The following is a 17039-nucleotide window of genomic DNA, read 5'->3' as shown; positions in this document are numbered from 1 at the left end:
GCCGTTAGGGAGAACCTCGTTCTTATGATCCGCCGTTCGTTGCCCGCTGTTTTTGCCCTGATGTTCGCAACCCCTTTGCTGGCGGCTCCGGCCGGCCAACAGACGTTGTTCAACTTTGTGCGCCCTGCCGATGTGGTTCAGGTGACGACTCAGGATGCCAGCCTGCCGCAGTCCAATGCTGAGCAAACAGCCGACGGAGAAGTGTTGCGTCGGGTGACATTCAACCCGGTCGCACAACCAAATGTGCGTCTGACCCCGCAAACGGGTGCCTGGGACTGGTCGCAGTCGGGCTTCATGAGCTTGCGGGTCCAGAGCGCAATGAGCTGGGCCTTGACCCTGTACGTGAAGATCCAGAGCAACGATGGCAAGACACTGATCAGCCGTGTCGACTTGCCGGCCGGGCCCGCGCAAACCCTGTTGGTGCCGCTGCAGCCGTTCTCGCCATTGAACCTGGGCATGAAAGCCGGTCCGCCGATGCCGATGACCTTCGACGGTCAACGCGTGTTGCTGGCCAGCAGCAGCGGTGAGCTGGATCGCAGTCAGGTGGTCTCTGTGACCCTCTCGATGGATCAGCCCAACGTGGCCCAAAGCATCCTGCTTGAGCGCTTCGGCGTGCAGGACGGTGACGCCGTGACCAAGGCCGCTTACGGCGGTCTGGTGGACGCTTACGGTCAATCGACCCGGGCCAAATGGCCGGAGAAGGTCAGCAGTGACGAGCAACTCAAAAGTGCCACCGCCAAAGAACAGCAACAAACCAAAACCTGGCTCGCCGAGCGCGAGAAGTCGTCGCTGGACAAGTTCGGCGGCTTGAACAAAGGCCCGACGTTCAAGGCCAGCGGTTTTTTCCGCACGGAAAAGCGTGACGGTCGCTGGTACCTGGTGACCCCTGAAGGCCATCCGTTCTATTCGCTGGGGGTCAATACGGTGACCCCGGACATCGATCAGACCTACGTCGAGGGTCGCGAGTGGATGTTCGAATCCCTGCCAAAACCCGGCGAAACGCTGGCCAGCCACTTTGGCGAAGGCGACAACCGTGGCGGCAATGGAGTTGATCAGGGCCGAGGCTACAACGCCGGTCGCTGGTACGACTTCTATGGCGCCAACTTGCAGCGCCTGTATGGTGAACCGTGCAAGCCGGGCCATGACACCAAGGCGGGTGTCGCAGAAGCCGCCAAGGCTGAAGCGGTTGAGGCGACGGCCGAGAAAGCTGCTGAGCCACCGGTCGTTCCGGCAACCACTGAATCCGGTGTCGCCGAAGCGGCCAAGAGCAGCGCGGTTGAAGCGAGCGCCGCGAACACGGCTGAACAGAAACCTGCCGAACCCTGCAAAGCCGTGGTTGATGAGCAGCGCTGGGCCGGCCACACGCTGGACCGTCTGCAAGCCTGGGGCTTCAACACCATCGGTAACTGGAGCGACCCGGTTCTGGCCAACGCTGATCGCGTGCCATACACCTTGCCGTTGTCGATCGTCGGCGATTACGCCAGCATCAGCACCGGCACCGACTGGTGGGGCGGCATGCCCGATCCGTTCGATCCGCGTTTCGCCATGGCGACCGAACGTGCCGTGGCCATCGCAGCCCGGGACCATCGCGACGATCCATGGCTGATCGGTTATTTCGCCGACAACGAACTGGCCTGGGCCGGTCCCGGCGACGATCCCAAGGCTCGCTACGCGTTGGCTTACGGCACCTTGAAAATGACCACTGACGTGCCAGCCAAACGCGCGTTCCTCAAGCAATTGCGCGACAAATACCGCAACCAGGCGGGCCTGTCCAAAGCCTGGGGCATTGACTTGCCGGCTTGGGAATTGATGGAAGACCCGGGTTTCGTGGCGCCGCTGCCAAGTGCCGATCACCCGGAAATCGAGGCCGACTTCAAATACTTCCAGAAGGTCTTCGCCGACACTTACTTCAAGACCATCTCCGATTCGCTCAAGTGGCATGCACCGAACCAGCTGTTGCTGGGCGGTCGTTTCGCCCTCAGCACCCCAGAAGCCGTCGAATCCTGCGCGCAGTATTGCGATGTGTTGAGTTTCAACATGTACACCCTGCAACCGCAGGACGGTTACGACTTTGCCCGGTTGCGCAGCCTCGACAAACCGGTATTGATCACCGAATTCAACTTCGGCTCGGCGGATCGCGGTCCATTCTGGGGCGGCGTGACGCAACTGGCGAAGGAAGAAGACCGTGGCCCGGCGTACGCCAACTTCCTCAAACAGGCGATGAGCGAGCCGTCGATTGTCGGGGTGCACTGGTTCCAGTACCTCGATCAACCGGTGACCGGTCGTCTGCTGGATGGCGAGAACGGTCACTTTGGCCTGGTCGGCATCACCGATCTGCCGTTCCAGGGCTTCGTCGACAGCGTGCGCAAGAGCAACCTGGCGATCGTCGATCAGTTGGGCAAAGAAGCCGAGAAGGCCAAGGCCGAGGCGGATAAAGCCAGTCACGATTCCGAAGGCGGCAGAAAAGGTGATGCCGGCAAAGGGGCGGGGCAGGGCGCTGGCCATGCGGGCGGGCATTCGGCGAACGGTCACTGAGTTCCGTCAGGTCGCGTTACCGTTCTTTGCAGCCTGACAGCCACATCAATGGTTGCCCACTCCATGGGCAACCGACCGCCGAGCCCGACCCTGTTCCCAAAACCCTCAAGGGCTGGAACAATGCGGACCACTTTGTAGAGCGTAAATCCAGGAGCGTTGCGGGTGCAGATTCAGGGTCATTACGAACTCCAGTTCGAAGCGGTGCGCGAAGCTTTCGCGGCGCTGTTCGACGATCCTCAGGAACGTGGTGCGGCGTTGTGCATCAAGGTAGGTGGTGAAACCGTCCTTGATCTCTGGTCCGGGACTGCCGATAAGGATGGCCTGGAGGCCTGGCATAGCGACACCATCGCCAACCTGTTCTCCTGCACCAAGACCTTCACCGCCGTCACCGCGCTGCAGTTGGTGGCCGAAGGCAAGCTGCAGCTGGACGCCCCGGTTGCGCGTTACTGGCCTGAGTTCGCCGCCGCCGGCAAAGCTTCGGTGACCCTGCGACAGTTGCTCTGCCATCAGGCTGGTCTGCCAGCGTTGCGCGAGTTGCTGCCACCTGAAGCGCTTTACGACTGGCAGACCATGGTCGATGCCTTGGCCGCCGAAGAACCGTGGTGGACGCCGGGCGAAGGCCACGGCTATGCGGCCATCACTTACGGCTGGCTGGTGGGCGAGTTGTTGCGCCGTATTGACGGTCGTGGGCCGGGCGAGTCGATCGTGGCCCGGGTCGCGAAGCCGTTGGGGCTGGATTTTCATGTCGGCCTGGCCGACGAAGAATTCCATCGCGTGGCACACATCGCCCGTGGCAAAGGCAACGTCGGCGATGCCGCGGCCCAGCGCCTGCTGCAAGTGACCATGCGCGAACCGACGGCCATGACGACCCGTGCCTTCACCAATCCGCCGTCGATCATGACCAGCACCAACAAACCCGAGTGGCGCCGCATGCAACAACCCGCCGCCAATGGCCACGGCAACGCCCGCAGCCTGGCCGGGTTCTACGCCGGTCTGCTGGACGGCAGCCTGCTGGAAAGCGAAATGCTCGATGAGCTGACTCGCGAACACAGCCTCGGTGAAGACAAGACTTTGTTGACCCGGACCCGTTTCGGTCTGGGTTGCATGCTCGATCAACCAGATGTCCCGAATGCAACCTATGGCCTCGGCCCACGGGCATTCGGCCATCCGGGCGCTGGTGGCTCCATCGGTTTCGCTGACCCGGAACACGATGTTGCCTTCGGCTTTGTGACCAATACCTTAGGGCCGTACGTCTTGATGGATCCGCGAGCGCAGAAACTTGTGCGAGTACTGGCCACTTGTCTGTAAATCCCGCTGAAGGGTTCCAGCGTCGGAACCTGAAAGCCTTTTCAGTTTCAAATCATCAGTTTATGCGGGCCGATCCGGTCAGATTTTTTCATTACTTCATTTTGCGGATATCCAATGTCATCCAATAAAACCCTCGCCTTGGCCCTGTGCTTCGCTATCACCGGTTGTGCACAGACTCCAAAAAATGATTCGGATGGCAGTAGCTGGTGGCCGTTCGGGTCTTCCGACAAAGTCGCCGCAAAAGACCCGGCTGCCCCGGCCCCGGCTCCAGCGCCGGTTCCCTTGAAGCCTGGCGCTACTGCACCGGTCGCCAAAACGGAAAGCGCCAGCCCTTGGTACTGGCCGTTCGGCTCTGATGACACTGCTGTCAAGACGCCAGCCAAGCCAGAAGTGAAACCTGAAGCCAAGCCTGTCGACGCCGCCAAGGCTCAAGCCGATGCGGGTGGCAAATGGTGGTGGCCGTTCGGTGGCAAAGAACAACCGACTGCCAAAGTCGTGCCGATGCCAGACCCTAAAATAACCCAGGCCTGGCTCGACGATTACGAGCCGCGCCTGCGCGAGGCCATCAAGGACAGCAACCTGCAACTCGAACGCCGTGAAAACGTGTTGGTCGTCACCGCGCCGGTAGAAGGCTCGTTCAACCCGGATCGCCCGGCCATGCTGCTGCCGGTGACCCTCGGTCCTTTCACTCGCGTCGCAAAAATCCTTGAAGCCGATCCGAAAACTGCCGTGTTGGTACTTGGTCACAGCGATACCTCGGGTGCCGCGCCAGCCAACGTCAAACTGAGCCAGGAGCGTGCGCAAGCCGTGGCTGCGATCTTCCGTCTCAGCGGCCTGCAGCGTGATCGTCTGATGTTGCGCGGTATGGGCGGTGAAGCGCCGCGTGCCGCCAACGACAGCAATGAGGGGCGTGCACTGAACCGTCGTGTGGAAATGCTGGTAACGCCGCAAAACACCATGGTAGCGCTGCTGAGCAAGTACAACATGCCAGCGCCAGCGCCTGTGACGATGGTTGCGTCCAAGGACATCAAGCCAGTAGTTGCGCCGGTCACTCCTGCGCCAGCGGCGAAGAAGGCTGCTGTGCCTGCGGCGAAAAAAGCGCCGGCCAAAAAAGCCACCGCGAAGAAAACACCGGCTAAAACTGCAACACCGGCGAAAAAAACGGCTCCCGCCAAAGCCGCGGCAGCTGACAAGAAAGTCGTTGCAGCCGATGCTGACAAGAAGTGATTCGTTAACTAAAAGGAATGCGCCATGACACAGGGCCTGGCTGATATGCGTCGTGACTACACCCGTGATGGCCTGACCGAGGCGCAAGCCCCGGCCGAGCCGTTCGGGCTGTTCCATCAGTGGTTTGGCGATGCGGTGAAAACCGAGCAACCGCCGGTGGAGGCCAACGCCATGACGCTGGCCACGGTCGATCAGGACGGTCGACCGCATTGCCGCATTCTGCTGCTCAAGGGGCTGGATGAGGAGGGCTTTACCTTCTTCACCAACTACGACAGCGCCAAGGGCCAGCATCTGGCGGCGAACCCGTTCGCCGCCATGACTTTTTTCTGGCCAACCCTGGAGCGTCAGGTGCGCATCGAAGGGCGGGTCGTGAAGGTCACACCTGAAGAGTCCGACGCCTATTTCCAGGTCCGGCCGCTGGGCAGTCGCCTTGGTGCCTGGGCATCGCCTCAGAGCCAGGTGATCGCCGACCGTGCCGAGCTGGAAGCGCTGCTCAAGACCACCGAGCAACGTTTCAGTGACACTCAGCCACACTGCCCGGAACACTGGGGCGGTTATCGCTTGCTACCCGAGCGCATCGAGTTCTGGCAGGGTCGTCCGAGCCGCCTGCACGATCGCCTCAACTATCGCTTGCATGACTCCCACTGGACACTTGAACGTCTGGCACCTTAAACAGTCTATCGATCGGGATAGCCTGCCGCAGCGGCCTCAAGCCACTGAGGCAGGTCCCGGCGCCTGATTTTCTGTGCATGCGCGTCTGCCAGTTGCTGGAGCATGAAGGCCCGTTTCTTCTCGTCTTTGCCCGCCAGGGCCAACGCCAGGTCGCGGTCCATCCAGCGTTTGATCCGCACGTATAGCCACCAGTGGAAGTACAAACCGGCGGCAGTGGTGACGACAATGATGAAATAATCCATGAAAATCCTAGGGGCTGCGGCGCAGTTTTTTCGATTTGCCGCTACTGTGTGGTGGGTTCCGGGGCGCCTGTACCGGGCCTGAATGAAACCAATTTTATCCGGGCGATGCCGTGACAGGCGTCAAGCTGCGGAGTTTAATGAATACCTGTCCTTTGGAGTTGATGCTATGCGTAAGTCTGTTCTGCTGGTTGCTTCCTTTTCCACGATGGCGATGTTGCTCACTGGCTGCCAATCGAGCCTGACCGGTGACTCCTACTCCCGTGACGAAGCGCGTCGTGTACAGACCGTTCGCATGGGCACCATCGAATCGCTGCGTCCGGTCAAAATCGAAGGCACCAAGACACCAATCGGCGGTGCTGCAGGCGCTGTTGTGGGTGGAGTTGGTGGTAGCTCCATCGGTGGCGGTAAAGGCAGCATCGTCGCTGCAGTGATCGGCGCCGTCGCCGGTGGCCTTGTGGGCTCGGCTGCCGAAGAAGGCCTGACCCGTACTCAAGGCGTCGAAATCACCGTTCGCGAAGACGATGGCAGCATGCGCGCCTACGTTCAGGAAGTTCAGCCAAACGAAGTGTTCCGTGTGGGCGAACGGGTGCGGATTGCCACTGTTAATGGGACTAGCCGCGTTTCGCACTAAGCGGGAACGAGCGGTAAAAGAAAACCCCGATCAGGTGACTGGTCGGGGTTTTGTTTTTTGAAGTGAGGATCAAACGGCGCTATTTCTAGACGTTGCAGGTGAGTTGAAATAGAAATGATGGGTTATAAATTTTCTTTCCGAGTATTTCTTCCAAGGAATTAAGCTGCTCGTTCGTGAGGTTGTATCCCTCCCAGCCTTGTTGATCCGCTTTCCATCCCATAATTGCTTTTAATTCTTTTTCGTAGCCGTTCGGTAACTCTTCTTCGAATGCGAGGAGTTCGGTTTTTTTATCAAATGCCTCTATAACGTAAATCATGGTTCTACTTTCCTAGTGTTATCCGCTGGTTTGGTCTGCTCGCCAGTAGTCGGATCATATTCACCGAGATGACGGCCACGTTTGTCGTACATCTCGACAGCCCCATGCTGTGCGTCCCATTCAAAAATTTTCCCATTTGGAGTTTTCCAGCGTTTTCTAAGGCCGCCACCACCTTTAATTGGGGTCTTACGAGTTGCTCTCGTAGCATCGGGAAAAGCGGTCAGTCCCTTTGGCGCCGGATAATATTTGTGGTTAGGAACACTGACCACAATATAAACCGGCAAAATCCCCGACCCCACCGGAAACACAAGAATGAAATCTTTGTAATCAGGCGGATAAACCGGATCGACGATCATGCTGTCAGCCTGTTTCGTCGGCGGATAAACCCAAACATGCGGCGCTTGCGGTGCAGCTTCCAGTGCTGGAATACCGAGGATGTCCGAACCATCCACTGCCGGTGTCCAGATCAGTTCAACGCCATCTCCCAGATCCGCCACCTGCTGACTGCCGCGCAATGTGAACTGCACAACATCAACCATTTCCCAGTCGCGGTTCTTGCCGGTATAGAAGCCGTAACCCTTGAGACTGCCGTCAGCGTGTTGCTCGACCTGTAGACGAACGCGGGTTCTGGCCTGTTTCAGGGCGCGTAGTTGATCTTCGTTATAGAGCGCGCTGTCGCCCAGGCCAGGCGTCCAGAACAGTGCGACCACGGTGGCCAATGCGGCGGTTCCAGCAGCGCCAATTGCGGCGACTGGAGCAGAGAGCACGGGGGCGCTCAGTGCAAGTCGGCCAATGCCGAGCGAGAGGGTGCTGCCGCTGATGGTTTCGAGGTTCAGCAGCCCGGCATTGTCTTTTTCGCGGGCGCCGAGCCAGGCGATTTCGCCGTAGTCCTTGAGGCTGTCGGTGGGCACCATGCCCGAAGGGTTCGAGTAGTCAATGATGGCGTCCGGCAGATTGCAGGACTTGGCGAAGACACAGCCCGCGCGAACGGGCTCAGGCTTTTTCGCGGAGACTCCGCGACTGCGCTCGAAGGCGTCTTGCCTGGCGAGCATGGCCTCGTAAGCGTTCTGTCGGGCCTCTCGCCCGGCCAGTTCGGTGGCCGTCATGAAGCGGTGAGTGACGTGATGTCCGTCGCCGGACGGTGGGTTCTGAACCCTGGGGACTTCCTTGTTGCCAGCCACTGATCTTCCTTGCGTTTCGTACGTCGACAGCCCTTTGAAAATGGGCTGTGCGACGTTAACGAACGAGGCTAATCGTGGCTGTAAGACGAATCCTGAATGTCGTTAGGAGTGTTCTCTAACGCTCAGGATTGCAGCGCAGTGCGCTTGCGGCTCGCCGCCGCCGTTACCGCATAACCGATCAGGGCGGCCAGAATCGAACCGGTCAAAATCCCCATCCGGTCCATCCCGGCGTACTCGCTGACGCCCGGCTCAAACGCCAGGGAGCCGACGAACAGGCTCATGGTGAAACCGATCCCGCAAAGGATCGCCACACCCAGGACCTGGCCCCAATTGGCGCCTTGGGGCAGGGCGGCGATGCCGATTTTCACCGCCAGCCAGGTCAGGCCGAACACACCCAGCGTCTTGCCCAACAGCAGGCCAACCGCGATGCCCATCGGCACATGGTGCGTGAAGCTCTCAGCGGTCACGCCGCTCAGGGACAGGCCGGCGTTGGCAAAGGCGAACAGCGGCAGGATGCCGTAGGCCACCCAAGGATGCAGGGCGTGCTCGAGGGTCAGCAGCGGCGACGGCTCGGCGTTTTTCGTGCGCAATGGAATGCAGAACGCCAGAGTCACGCCGGCCAGTGTCGCGTGGACACCGCTCTTGAGCACGCAGACCCAGAGGATCAAACCGATGATCATGTACGGTCCGAGCTTGACCACGCCGAGCCGGTTCATCGCGATCAACGCCACGATGCACGCCGCGGCCAATGACAGTGAAAGGGTCGATAGCGCGCCGGAATAGAAGATCGCAATGACGATGATGGCGCCCAGGTCGTCGATGATCGCCAGCGTCATCAGGAACAGTTTCAGCGATACCGGCACGCGCTTGCCCAGCAGGGCGAGGACGCCGAGGGCAAAGGCGATGTCGGTGGCCATCGGGATGGCCCAGCCACTCAGGGCGGCAGGATTGTCACGGTTGAGAAACCAGTACAGCAACGCCGGCACCACCATGCCGCCAATCGCTGCCGCGCCGGGCAGGACGATTTGCGAAGGTTTCGACAGCTGGCCGTCGAGGACTTCGCGCTTCACTTCGAGGCCGATCAGCAGGAAGAACAAGGCCATCAGGCCGTCGTTGATCCACAGCAGCGCCGGTTTGGCGATTTGCAGCGCGCCGATCTGAGCCACGACCGGCGTGTCCAGAAAGCTGCTGTAAAGCCACGACAGCGGGGAATTGTTGATGATCAAAGCCAGGGCTGCGGCGGCGATCAGTAACAGACCGCTGGCAGCTTCCAACTGAAAGAAACGCGTGAAAGTGCTACGCAGAGGCAAGGTCGCTCTCCATCGATAAATTCAAAAGGTGGCACACCCTAACCCGTACCGTTAGTTGTTAAAACAAAAGTTATATTCTTTTTTGTTATATGTCGTTACAACGTCAAAGGAGTCACGGACCAGAGCCTAGCAGTTGCCGGACGTATTGGGTCTCAGCTGTATCTGTGCGTGCTGTGGGATTTTTCCTAAGCTTGTTAGCTGAGCCTTGCAACAAGGCCGACCTGACGAGAAAAACCATCATGAACGACAACCGCCAGTGGGCTCGCGAAGCCATCCGGATCATTGAAGCCGATTTCCAGCGCAGCGCCGACACGCACCTGATCCCTCTGCCGCTGCCGGGTTTGCCGGGCATCGAGTTGTATTTCAAGGATGAGTCCAGCCATCCCACCGGCAGCCTCAAACACCGCCTGGCCCGCTCGTTGTTTCTTTATGCGTTGTGTAACGGCTGGCTAAAACCTGGCGCCCCGGTGATCGAAGCGTCCAGTGGTTCGACGGCGATTTCAGAGGCGTACTTCGCCCGATTGCTGGGCTTGCCGTTCATTGCCGTGATGCCAGCAACCACCTCCCGGGAGAAAATCGCGCAGATCGCTTTCTATGGCGGCAAGAGTCACCTGGTTGATGATCCGACGCAGATCTACGCCGAGTCCGAGCGCCTGGCGCGTGAGCATGACGGGCATTTCGTCGATCAGTTCACCTACGCCGAGCGCGCCACCGACTGGCGCGCGAACAACAACATCGCCGAGTCGATCTTCCAGCAAATGCGCTTCGAGCAGCACCCCGAGCCGAGCTGGCTGATTTCCAGCCCCGGCACTGGCGGCACCACCGCCACGCTGGGGCGCTACGTGCGTTATCGCCAGCATTGCACCCGCGTGCTGTGCGCCGACGCCGAACGTTCGGTGTTCTTCGATTACTACCAGACCGGCGATGCTACGCTGCGGCTGGATCACGGTTCGCGGATCGAAGGCATTGGCCGGCCTCGGGTCGAAGCGTCGTTCCTGCCCAAGGTGATCGATGCAATGGTCAAGGTGCCGGATGCGTTGTCACTGGCGGCCATGCATTACCTGGCGCAGCGCTTGGGTCGTCGGGTCGGCGGGTCGAGCGGCACCAACCTGATCGGCGCCTTGATGGCGGCGCAACAGATGGTGGCGGCGGGGGAGTCGGGGTCGATCGTGGCGATTCTGTGTGACGGCGGCGAGCGTTATGAGACCAGTTATTACGACCAGGACTGGCTCAAGGCTCAGGGGTATGAGTTGAGTGGGTTGATGGCTGCGGTGGCAGCAACGGTCGAGCGCGGCGAGCCGCTGCCAGACACCATACTGCGCGCCAATATCTGACCCGATGATCGTTCCCACGCTCTGCGTGGGAATGCCTCACCGGACGCTCTGCGTCCTCTTTTGGGACGCGGAGCGTCCCTGGCTGCATTCCCACGCGGAGCGTGGGAACGATCATCTCGGGATCAGGCTTCGAGGCCGAGGATATCCCGGGCCACCGCTTCAGCAATCCGAATCCCGTCGACACCCGCCGACAGAATTCCGCCTGCATAACCCGCGCCTTCACCCGCCGGGAACAAGCCCTTCACGTTCAGGCTCTGCATCGATTCGTTGCGGGTGATGCGCAGCGGAGACGAGGTACGCGTCTCGATCCCGGTCAACACCGCGTCATGCAGCGAATAACCGCGAATCTGCTTTTCGAAGGCCGGCAAGGCTTCGCGAATGGCTTCGATGGCAAACGCCGGCAAGGCCAGCGCCAAGTCGCCCAAGGCAACGCCGGGTTTGTAGGAAGGTTCGACACTGCCCAACTCGGTGGAAGGCTTGCCCGCAATAAAGTCGCCGACCAGTTGCGCCGGCGCTTGGTAATTGCTGCCGCCCAGCACATAGGCGTGGGATTCCAGGCGCTCCTGCAACTCGATACCGGCCAGCGGACCGCCCGGATAATCGACTTCCGGGGTGATCCCGACGACGATCCCGGAGTTGGCATTGCGCTCGTTGCGCGAATACTGGCTCATGCCGTTGGTGACCACGCGGCCCGGCTCCGAGGTCGCTGCGACCACGGTACCGCCCGGGCACATGCAGAAGCTGTAGACCGAACGAGCATTTTTGGCGTGGTGCACCAGTTTGTAGTCGGCCGCGCCGAGTTTCGGGTGACCGGCGTACTTGCCCAGACGCGCGCGGTCGATCAGCGATTGCGGGTGTTCGATGCGGAAACCCACCGAGAATGGCTTGGCTTCCATGTACACGCCACGGCCATGCAGCATGCGGAACGTGTCCCGGGCGCTGTGGCCGAGGGCCAGAATTACGTGCCTGGAGTGAATCTGCTCGCCGCCATCCAGCTCGACGCCGACCAGTTGGCCGTCCTCGATCAACACGTCGGTGACGCGCTGCTGGAAGCGCACTTCACCACCCAGGGCGCGAATCTGCTCACGCATGTTTTCCACAACGCCGGTCAGGCGGAATGTACCGATGTGCGGCTTGCTGACGTAAAGGATTTCTTCCGGCGCACCGGCCTTGACGAACTCGTGCAGGACCTTGCGACCGATGAATTTCGGGTCCTTGATCTGGCTATAGAGCTTGCCGTCAGAGAATGTCCCCGCGCCACCCTCACCAAACTGCACGTTGGATTCCGGATTGAGCACGCTTTTGCGCCACAGGCCCCAGGTGTCCTTGGTGCGCTGGCGCACTTCGGTGCCGCGCTCGAGGATGATTGGCTTGAAGCCCATTTGCGCCAGGATCAGGCCGGCGAAAATCCCGCAGGGTCCGAAGCCGACGACGACCGGGCGTTGTTGCAGATCGGCTGGTGCCTGGCCGACGACTTTGTAACTGACATCCGGCGCGACGTTGACGTTACGGTCATCGGCGAACTTGTGCAGCAGCGCGGCCTCATCCTTGGCGGTGAGGTCGATGGTGTAGATGAAGCACAGTTCGGAGGATTTTTTGCGCGCATCGTAGCTGCGCTTGAACAAGGTGAAATCGAGCAGGTCATCATTGGCGATGCCCAGGCGCTGCACGATGGCAGGGCGCAGGTCTTCATCGGGATGGTCGATCGGCAGCTTGAGTTCGGTGATTCGTAACATGACAGGATCCGGTTCGCGGGGCGCACAACTGCGCCAAGGCGTTTGAAGCCCGCGATTATAAGCCTCAAAGGATGATTCCAGTGAGGCTAAAACGATCAGTCGTTACGCGATCCGCCGAAATACCCGCAGCCGCGCTGCACCTGGCCATTGATGCGCAGTTCGGCGCTCATGTGGTTGATGGCGCCGGTGGTGCTGTCGACGCAACGTTGCGGCGCGACCCACAGTTCGATGTGCTGGTTATTGGCTTCGGTGCTGAGGTTGAAACGGCCATCGCCCAGTTGTTCTTCAACATAAGGCACGGCGAGTGGAGGTTGGCCTGCGCGGTCGATGACCATGCCCTTGCCGCTGACCTTGACGTTCCACTCGGGCGTGTGGCCGGCGGCACGCAGGATCAGCAATTTGAAATTGGGGTCGTCGCACGCGGTGCCCGAGCGCTCGACGCGGTACAACTGTTCGAGATCGAAGCGACTACCGTCAATCCGGCCACGCACGTCGGCAAACAGCTGGCCATGAGCATCGGCCAGGCTTGCGGCCTCTTGCAGGATGCTGGTGCCGCCAGTGTCGTTGACCACCAGGCTGCGCTGTTCATTGCACGGCTGGAACAGCAGCTTGCCGTCCGCCGCCGTCAATTGCCCCTGCAGGCGGGTCTGGCCCACGTGAGAGGCACTTTCACGCGAGCCATCAAACAATTGGCAGGCGGCAAACAACGGCAGCAGGGCGACAAGGACTAAGGAACGGGCAACACGCATCTTCGGTTCTCCAGACAAGTGCCGCCACGTTACGCAGCCTGACCGTTCATCACAAGGGTTTAGCCCACGTGAAAGGTCTGACCTGTTTGCAGGCCTTCCACACTTTTGGCGTAGGCCAATGCCACATCTACCGCAGGAACCGGCTTGTAGCCCCGGAAGTACGGCGCATAACTGCCCATCGCTTCTACCAGCACGGTCGGGCTGATCGAGTTCACCCGCAGGCCCCGAGGCAGTTCGATCGCCGCCGCTCGCACAAAGCTGTCCAGCGCGCCATTGACCAGTGCCGCCGAGGCGCCGCTGCGAATCGGGTCGTGGCTGAGCACGCCGGTGGTGAACGTGAACGAGGCGCCGTCATTGGCGAATTCGCGGCCGATCAGCAGCAGGTTGACCTGGCCCATCAGCTTGTCTTTCAAGCCCAACGCGAAGCTTTCTTCGGTCATTTCATCCAGTGGCGCGAAGGTGACATTACCGGCGGCGCAGACCAGGGCATCGAATTTTCCGGTCTTTTCGAACAGCTTGCGGATCGATGCGCTGTCGCTGATATCAACCTGCAAGTCGCCGCTTTTACGGCCGATGCGGATGACTTCGTGACGCTGGGATAATTCCTTGTCGACGGCCGAACCGATGGTGCCGCCTGCGCCTATCAAAAGAATTTTCATCGTGCTGTTCCTCGAAGTGGTTGAACGAGGTTGAAGTCTAGAGTGGTTTTTTCCATTGATAAGCGCACTAATAGGCAACCTTTGGTTTTCAAATGGAAACAATCCATGAGCGAGATGGATGATCTGGCGGCGTTTGCGGTGTTGATCGAAGCGGGGAGTTTTACCTTGGCGGCGCAACAATTGGGTTGCAGCAAAGGGCAGCTGTCCAAGCGCATCAGCTTGCTGGAATCGCGCTTTTCCGTGGTTTTGCTGCAACGCACCACGCGTCGCTTGAGCCTGACCGCGGCGGGTGCGGCGTTGTTGCCGCAGGCTCAGGCATTGGTGGTTCAGGTCGAAAAGGCCCGCCAGGCATTGGCGCGGTTGAAGGACGACATGGCGGGGCCGGTGCGCATGACGGTTCCGGTTTCACTGGGCGAAACCTTCTTCGATGGGCTGCTGCTGGAGTTTTCCAGCCAATACCCTGAGGTGCAGATTGAGCTGGACCTGAGCAACAACTACCGGGATTTGTCCCGCGACGGTTTTGACCTGGCGATCCGCTCTGATGTGAACAACGACGACCGCTTGGTGGCGCGTCCGTTATTGGCCTGGCACGAGATGACCTGTGCCAGTCCGGCCTACCTCGCACAATTCGGCGAACCGCAGACGCCACAGGCGTTGGCTGACCATCGCTGCCTGCTCAACAGCCATTACAGCGGGCGCGAAGAATGGCTTTACCACCAGCAGCACGAGTTGATGCGAGTGCGGGTTAGCGGCCCGTTCGCCAGCAATCACTACAGTCTGTTGAAAAAAGCCGCGCTGGCGGGCGCCGGCATTGCGCGGTTGCCGTCTTACCTGTTGCAGGCGGAATTGGCGGACGGTCGACTGCGCTGGCTCCTGCGCGATTATCAGACGCGAAGCATGCCGATGTACCTGGTGCACGCCTATCAGGGCGGTCTGCCGAAACGTACGCAAGTGCTGGCGGATTACCTGATCGACTGGTTCAAGCGCAGTGGCGAGGCGCTGGATCGGCTTCAGCGATAACGCTTGGCGATCAGGTGATCGATCGACAGCTTGCCCGGCCCGGTCGTCATCAGGTACAGCAACACCGCCGCCCAAGTGCCATGAGTCGGGTAAGCATCGGGGTACACGAACAGTTGAATGGTCAAGGTCATGCCTAGCAATGCCAGGGCTGAAAAGCGGGTGGCGAAGCCGATCAGGATCAGGATCGGGAAGAAGTGCTCGGCAAAGGCTGCCAGATGCGCCGCCAGTTCCGGTGACAGCAACGGCACGTGGTATTCGCTCTGGAATAGTGGGATGGTCGAGTCTGCCAGACGCGGGACACCCAGTTGAAAGGAACCGTCGAACAGGTCGATGGCCAAGCCTTCGACCTTGGTTTGCCCGGATTTCCAGAACACCGCGGCGATAGAGAAACGCGCGATAAAGGCAATCAGGCTGCGAGGGATCTTCTCCAGCAATACGATGGCGCGGTCGATGGGGTTCAGTGATTCAGTCCGAATGTTCATGGCAATACCTTGTTTTTGTGTAAGTGGGTGATGGCGTTGCGGCTGATCAGCAGCGCCAGGGTCTGGCCAAGGTCGAAAGACGGGGCGGCTTCCAGTGCCTGCATGAGTGACTGGCCGTTTTGCAGGTGCTGAATGAACACGCTCGTCCCGTGGTCAATGGCGAAGACTTCGACTTCCAGGCCGTTGCGCAGCACCAATGCGTGTTGCCCGAGGTTCAGATCAATCCCTGCCAGCGTTGCTTGCTGTTCATGCGCATGATGCGCAGCCCAGATCGCGACCACGGCAAAGGCTGAACTCAACAGGTGCAGTGAGGCATGAAGTGTGACGGTGAGGTCGCTCAGACTTTGCGGGTCGGCGAGTGCGGCAGCGATCCGTTCAGGGGCCAGGGGGTGCGCATCGGCGGCGTGATAAGCCATGACGCGCAGGCGCTCCAATCGGGCGATGTCAGCCAGATACGGCACGCTGGCGGCAGGCGCAAAGCCTTCGATGAACGTCGCCAGATCGTGGCCATAGCTGTTCATCACCGGGCTCGTCGGCGGGCTCTCTTGCACATGAATCCCGGCCATGGCCCTGAAGAACTCGTCGCCCACCAACTGCTGGACCACGGGGTAACTGTCCGCCAGCGCGTTGATCAACGAACTTTGCACATTGTTGCGATACACCGCGAAGCGGCTGGCCGGATCGGCGCCATTGGTGCTGATCAATCCGTCAGGGCAGGGCCGTTGCGGATCGAGCAGGGCGGCAGCGAAATCGGCTTGGCTGCTCATGACCAGACTCCGGCGCACTGCAACAGCCTGTCAGCCTGACGCACTTCGGCGTGCAACACGTTGAAGGCTGGCAGTTGATTGTCGCGCTCGATCAGCGTCGCCACCGGGCCCACTCGCTCCAGCACCTGCCTGTATAGCGCCCACACGGCGTTGTCGATGGGCGCTCCGTGATCATCGATCAGCAGGCGGTCACCGAGGCTGTCGGTGTCTTCGGCAAAACCTGCCAGATGAAGTTCGCCCACTGCGTGAAGGGGCAGGGCGTCGATATAGGCCAAAGGATCGCGTTGATGATTGATGCTCGAGACGTAGACGTTGTTCACGTCCAGCAGCAACCCGCAGCCCGTGCGATTGATGACTTCACGGATGAAGTCGGCTTCATCGATCGTCGAGCGCTCGAACGCCAGATATGTCGAAGGATTCTCCAGCAACATCGGGCGTTTAAGCGTGGTCTGCACCTGATCGATGTGCTCGCAGACGCGGTTCAGCGTCGGCGTGTCATAGGCCAATGGCAACAGGTCATTGAGAAATACCGGGCCGTGACTGGACCAGGCCAGGTGTTCGGAAAAGGCGTGGGGTTGATAACGCTCGATCAGACTGGCCAGGCGTTGCAAGTGTTGGGTGTCAAGCGGACCTTCGGCACCGATGGACAAGCCAACGCCATGCAACGACAGCGGATACTGCTCGCGGATCAACCCCAGGTAATGATGAAAAGGACCGCCGGCCACCATGTAGTTTTCGGCGTGTACCTCGAAGAAACCGATATCAGGTTGTGAACCGAGCACTTCACGGAAGTGCTCGGTCTTGAGCCCCAGCCCGGCGCGAGGCGGGAGCCCGAACGGTGAATTGTTCATGGTCGACACTCAGGCTGGG

At 60.1% G+C, this 17039-nt stretch carries 17 protein-coding genes; 7 read left to right on the top strand and 10 right to left on the bottom strand.

Translation table 11 applies throughout. The annotated features are described in order from the left end of the window. Positions 1-24: 24 nt before the first annotated feature. From HNR03_RS06245 to pdxH, 4 genes are all read left to right on the top strand, one after another. Entirely contained in the window at positions 25-2535 is a 2511-nt protein-coding gene (locus tag HNR03_RS06245; RefSeq protein WP_259151637.1) for a beta-agarase, read from the top strand. A 162-nt stretch (positions 2536-2697) separates the two neighbouring features. Then, the gene (locus HNR03_RS06240) at positions 2698-3843 is read left to right on the top strand and encodes a serine hydrolase domain-containing protein (RefSeq protein WP_259151635.1); all 1146 of its coding nucleotides are present in this window, start codon (positions 2698-2700) and stop codon (positions 3841-3843) included. Between the two features lie 114 nt (positions 3844-3957). After that, positions 3958-5070 carry an OmpA family protein gene (locus HNR03_RS06235; RefSeq protein ID WP_259151633.1) on the top strand — a complete coding sequence of 371 codons (1113 nt, stop codon included), beginning with the start codon at positions 3958-3960 and terminating at the stop codon, positions 5068-5070. A 24-nt stretch (positions 5071-5094) separates the two neighbouring features. Next, positions 5095-5742 carry a pyridoxamine 5'-phosphate oxidase gene (gene pdxH / locus HNR03_RS06230; RefSeq protein ID WP_259151632.1) on the top strand — a complete coding sequence of 216 codons (648 nt, stop codon included), beginning with the start codon at positions 5095-5097 and terminating at the stop codon, positions 5740-5742. A gap of 5 nt (positions 5743-5747) precedes the next feature. Here the strand turns inward: pdxH and HNR03_RS06225 are convergent, their stop codons facing one another. Continuing rightward, on the bottom strand, positions 5748-5984 hold the full coding sequence (locus tag HNR03_RS06225; protein ID WP_222590049.1) for a hypothetical protein: 237 nt from the start codon (positions 5982-5984) through the stop codon (positions 5748-5750). Positions 5985-6150: 166 nt separating this feature from the next. Here HNR03_RS06225 and HNR03_RS06220 point away from each other — a divergent pair, with 166 nt between their 5' ends. Beyond that, complete coding sequence (locus HNR03_RS06220; RefSeq protein WP_259151631.1) at positions 6151-6615, top strand: glycine zipper 2TM domain-containing protein; 465 nt, start codon at positions 6151-6153, stop codon at positions 6613-6615. A gap of 85 nt (positions 6616-6700) precedes the next feature. Here HNR03_RS06220 and HNR03_RS06215 read toward each other — a convergent pair whose 3' ends face one another. From HNR03_RS06215 to nhaA, 3 genes are all read right to left on the bottom strand, one after another. Further along, positions 6701-6931, bottom strand: coding sequence for a hypothetical protein (locus HNR03_RS06215; protein WP_222590051.1), 231 nt, complete (start codon positions 6929-6931; stop codon positions 6701-6703). Next, complete coding sequence (locus HNR03_RS06210; protein WP_259151630.1) at positions 6928-8112, bottom strand: colicin E3/pyocin S6 family cytotoxin; 1185 nt, start codon at positions 8110-8112, stop codon at positions 6928-6930. The genes HNR03_RS06215 and HNR03_RS06210 overlap by 4 nt, the downstream gene beginning before the upstream one ends. A gap of 122 nt (positions 8113-8234) precedes the next feature. Continuing rightward, on the bottom strand, positions 8235-9422 hold the full coding sequence (gene nhaA / locus HNR03_RS06205; RefSeq protein WP_222590053.1) for a Na+/H+ antiporter NhaA: 1188 nt from the start codon (positions 9420-9422) through the stop codon (positions 8235-8237). Between the two features lie 236 nt (positions 9423-9658). Between nhaA and HNR03_RS06200 the strand changes: the two genes are divergently transcribed. Further along, positions 9659-10756, top strand: a complete 1098-nt coding sequence (locus HNR03_RS06200; protein WP_259152091.1) for a PLP-dependent cysteine synthase family protein — start codon at positions 9659-9661, stop codon at positions 10754-10756. Between the two features lie 122 nt (positions 10757-10878). Here HNR03_RS06200 and HNR03_RS06195 read toward each other — a convergent pair whose 3' ends face one another. From HNR03_RS06195 to HNR03_RS06185, 3 genes are all read right to left on the bottom strand, one after another. After that, a complete protein-coding gene (locus tag HNR03_RS06195; RefSeq protein WP_259151628.1) occupies positions 10879-12492 on the bottom strand; it encodes an NAD(P)/FAD-dependent oxidoreductase in 1614 nt (537 codons plus the stop codon). A gap of 95 nt (positions 12493-12587) precedes the next feature. Then, positions 12588-13241: a COG3650 family protein gene (locus tag HNR03_RS06190; RefSeq protein WP_259151626.1), complete on the bottom strand. Its 654-nt coding sequence runs from the start codon at positions 13239-13241 to the stop codon at positions 12588-12590. Positions 13242-13300: 59 nt separating this feature from the next. Next, positions 13301-13900, bottom strand: a complete 600-nt coding sequence (locus HNR03_RS06185) for a short chain dehydrogenase (RefSeq protein ID WP_208671605.1) — start codon at positions 13898-13900, stop codon at positions 13301-13303. A 105-nt stretch (positions 13901-14005) separates the two neighbouring features. On the opposite strand from HNR03_RS06185, the gene HNR03_RS06180 reads away from it, so the two are divergent. Further along, complete coding sequence (locus HNR03_RS06180; RefSeq protein ID WP_259151625.1) at positions 14006-14920, top strand: LysR family transcriptional regulator; 915 nt, start codon at positions 14006-14008, stop codon at positions 14918-14920. Here the strand turns inward: HNR03_RS06180 and HNR03_RS06175 are convergent. Genes HNR03_RS06175 through HNR03_RS06165 form a run of 3 tightly spaced genes read right to left on the bottom strand, consistent with a single transcriptional unit; the run spans position 14911 to position 17020 of the window. Further along, a complete protein-coding gene (locus tag HNR03_RS06175; RefSeq protein ID WP_222590056.1) occupies positions 14911-15402 on the bottom strand; it encodes a DoxX family protein in 492 nt (163 codons plus the stop codon). The two genes, HNR03_RS06180 and HNR03_RS06175, sit on opposite strands and share 10 nt — an antisense overlap. Next, the gene (locus HNR03_RS06170; RefSeq protein WP_259151624.1) at positions 15399-16169 is read right to left on the bottom strand and encodes a DUF2063 domain-containing protein; all 771 of its coding nucleotides are present in this window, start codon (positions 16167-16169) and stop codon (positions 15399-15401) included. Before HNR03_RS06170 ends, HNR03_RS06175 begins: the two co-directional genes overlap by 4 nt. Further along, entirely contained in the window at positions 16166-17020 is an 855-nt protein-coding gene (locus tag HNR03_RS06165; protein ID WP_259151623.1) for a DUF692 domain-containing protein, read from the bottom strand. Before HNR03_RS06165 ends, HNR03_RS06170 begins: the two co-directional genes overlap by 4 nt. Positions 17021-17039 lie beyond the last annotated feature (19 nt).

Origin of the sequence: Pseudomonas sp. JAI111 (assembly GCF_024809425.1) — a bacterium.
GTDB lineage: Bacteria > Pseudomonadota > Gammaproteobacteria > Pseudomonadales > Pseudomonadaceae > Aquipseudomonas.
The sequence above is the reverse complement of the archived record's forward strand: the minus strand, read 5'-3'. Positions and strand labels throughout refer to the sequence as shown.

What these genes read in the sequence shown, in the direction of transcription:
- HNR03_RS06245 (WP_259151637.1), top strand. Translation starts at nt 25, where the DNA reads ATGATCCGCCGTTCGTTGCCCGCTGTTTTTGCCCTGATGTTCGCAACC.
- HNR03_RS06235 (WP_259151633.1), top strand. Translation starts at nt 3,958, where the DNA reads ATGTCATCCAATAAAACCCTCGCCTTGGCCCTGTGCTTCGCTATCACC.
- pdxH (WP_259151632.1), top strand. Translation starts at nt 5,095, where the DNA reads ATGACACAGGGCCTGGCTGATATGCGTCGTGACTACACCCGTGATGGC.
- HNR03_RS06225 (WP_222590049.1), bottom strand. Translation starts at nt 5,984, where the DNA reads ATGGATTATTTCATCATTGTCGTCACCACTGCCGCCGGTTTGTACTTC.
- HNR03_RS06220 (WP_259151631.1), top strand. Translation starts at nt 6,151, where the DNA reads ATGCGTAAGTCTGTTCTGCTGGTTGCTTCCTTTTCCACGATGGCGATG.
- HNR03_RS06215 (WP_222590051.1), bottom strand. Translation starts at nt 6,931, where the DNA reads ATGATTTACGTTATAGAGGCATTTGATAAAAAAACCGAACTCCTCGCA.
- HNR03_RS06195 (WP_259151628.1), bottom strand. Translation starts at nt 12,492, where the DNA reads ATGTTACGAATCACCGAACTCAAGCTGCCGATCGACCATCCCGATGAA.
- HNR03_RS06190 (WP_259151626.1), bottom strand. Translation starts at nt 13,241, where the DNA reads ATGCGTGTTGCCCGTTCCTTAGTCCTTGTCGCCCTGCTGCCGTTGTTT.
- HNR03_RS06185 (WP_208671605.1), bottom strand. Translation starts at nt 13,900, where the DNA reads ATGAAAATTCTTTTGATAGGCGCAGGCGGCACCATCGGTTCGGCCGTC.
- HNR03_RS06180 (WP_259151625.1), top strand. Translation starts at nt 14,006, where the DNA reads ATGAGCGAGATGGATGATCTGGCGGCGTTTGCGGTGTTGATCGAAGCG.
- HNR03_RS06175 (WP_222590056.1), bottom strand. Translation starts at nt 15,402, where the DNA reads ATGAACATTCGGACTGAATCACTGAACCCCATCGACCGCGCCATCGTA.
- HNR03_RS06170 (WP_259151624.1), bottom strand. Translation starts at nt 16,169, where the DNA reads ATGAGCAGCCAAGCCGATTTCGCTGCCGCCCTGCTCGATCCGCAACGG.
- HNR03_RS06165 (WP_259151623.1), bottom strand. Translation starts at nt 17,020, where the DNA reads ATGAACAATTCACCGTTCGGGCTCCCGCCTCGCGCCGGGCTGGGGCTC.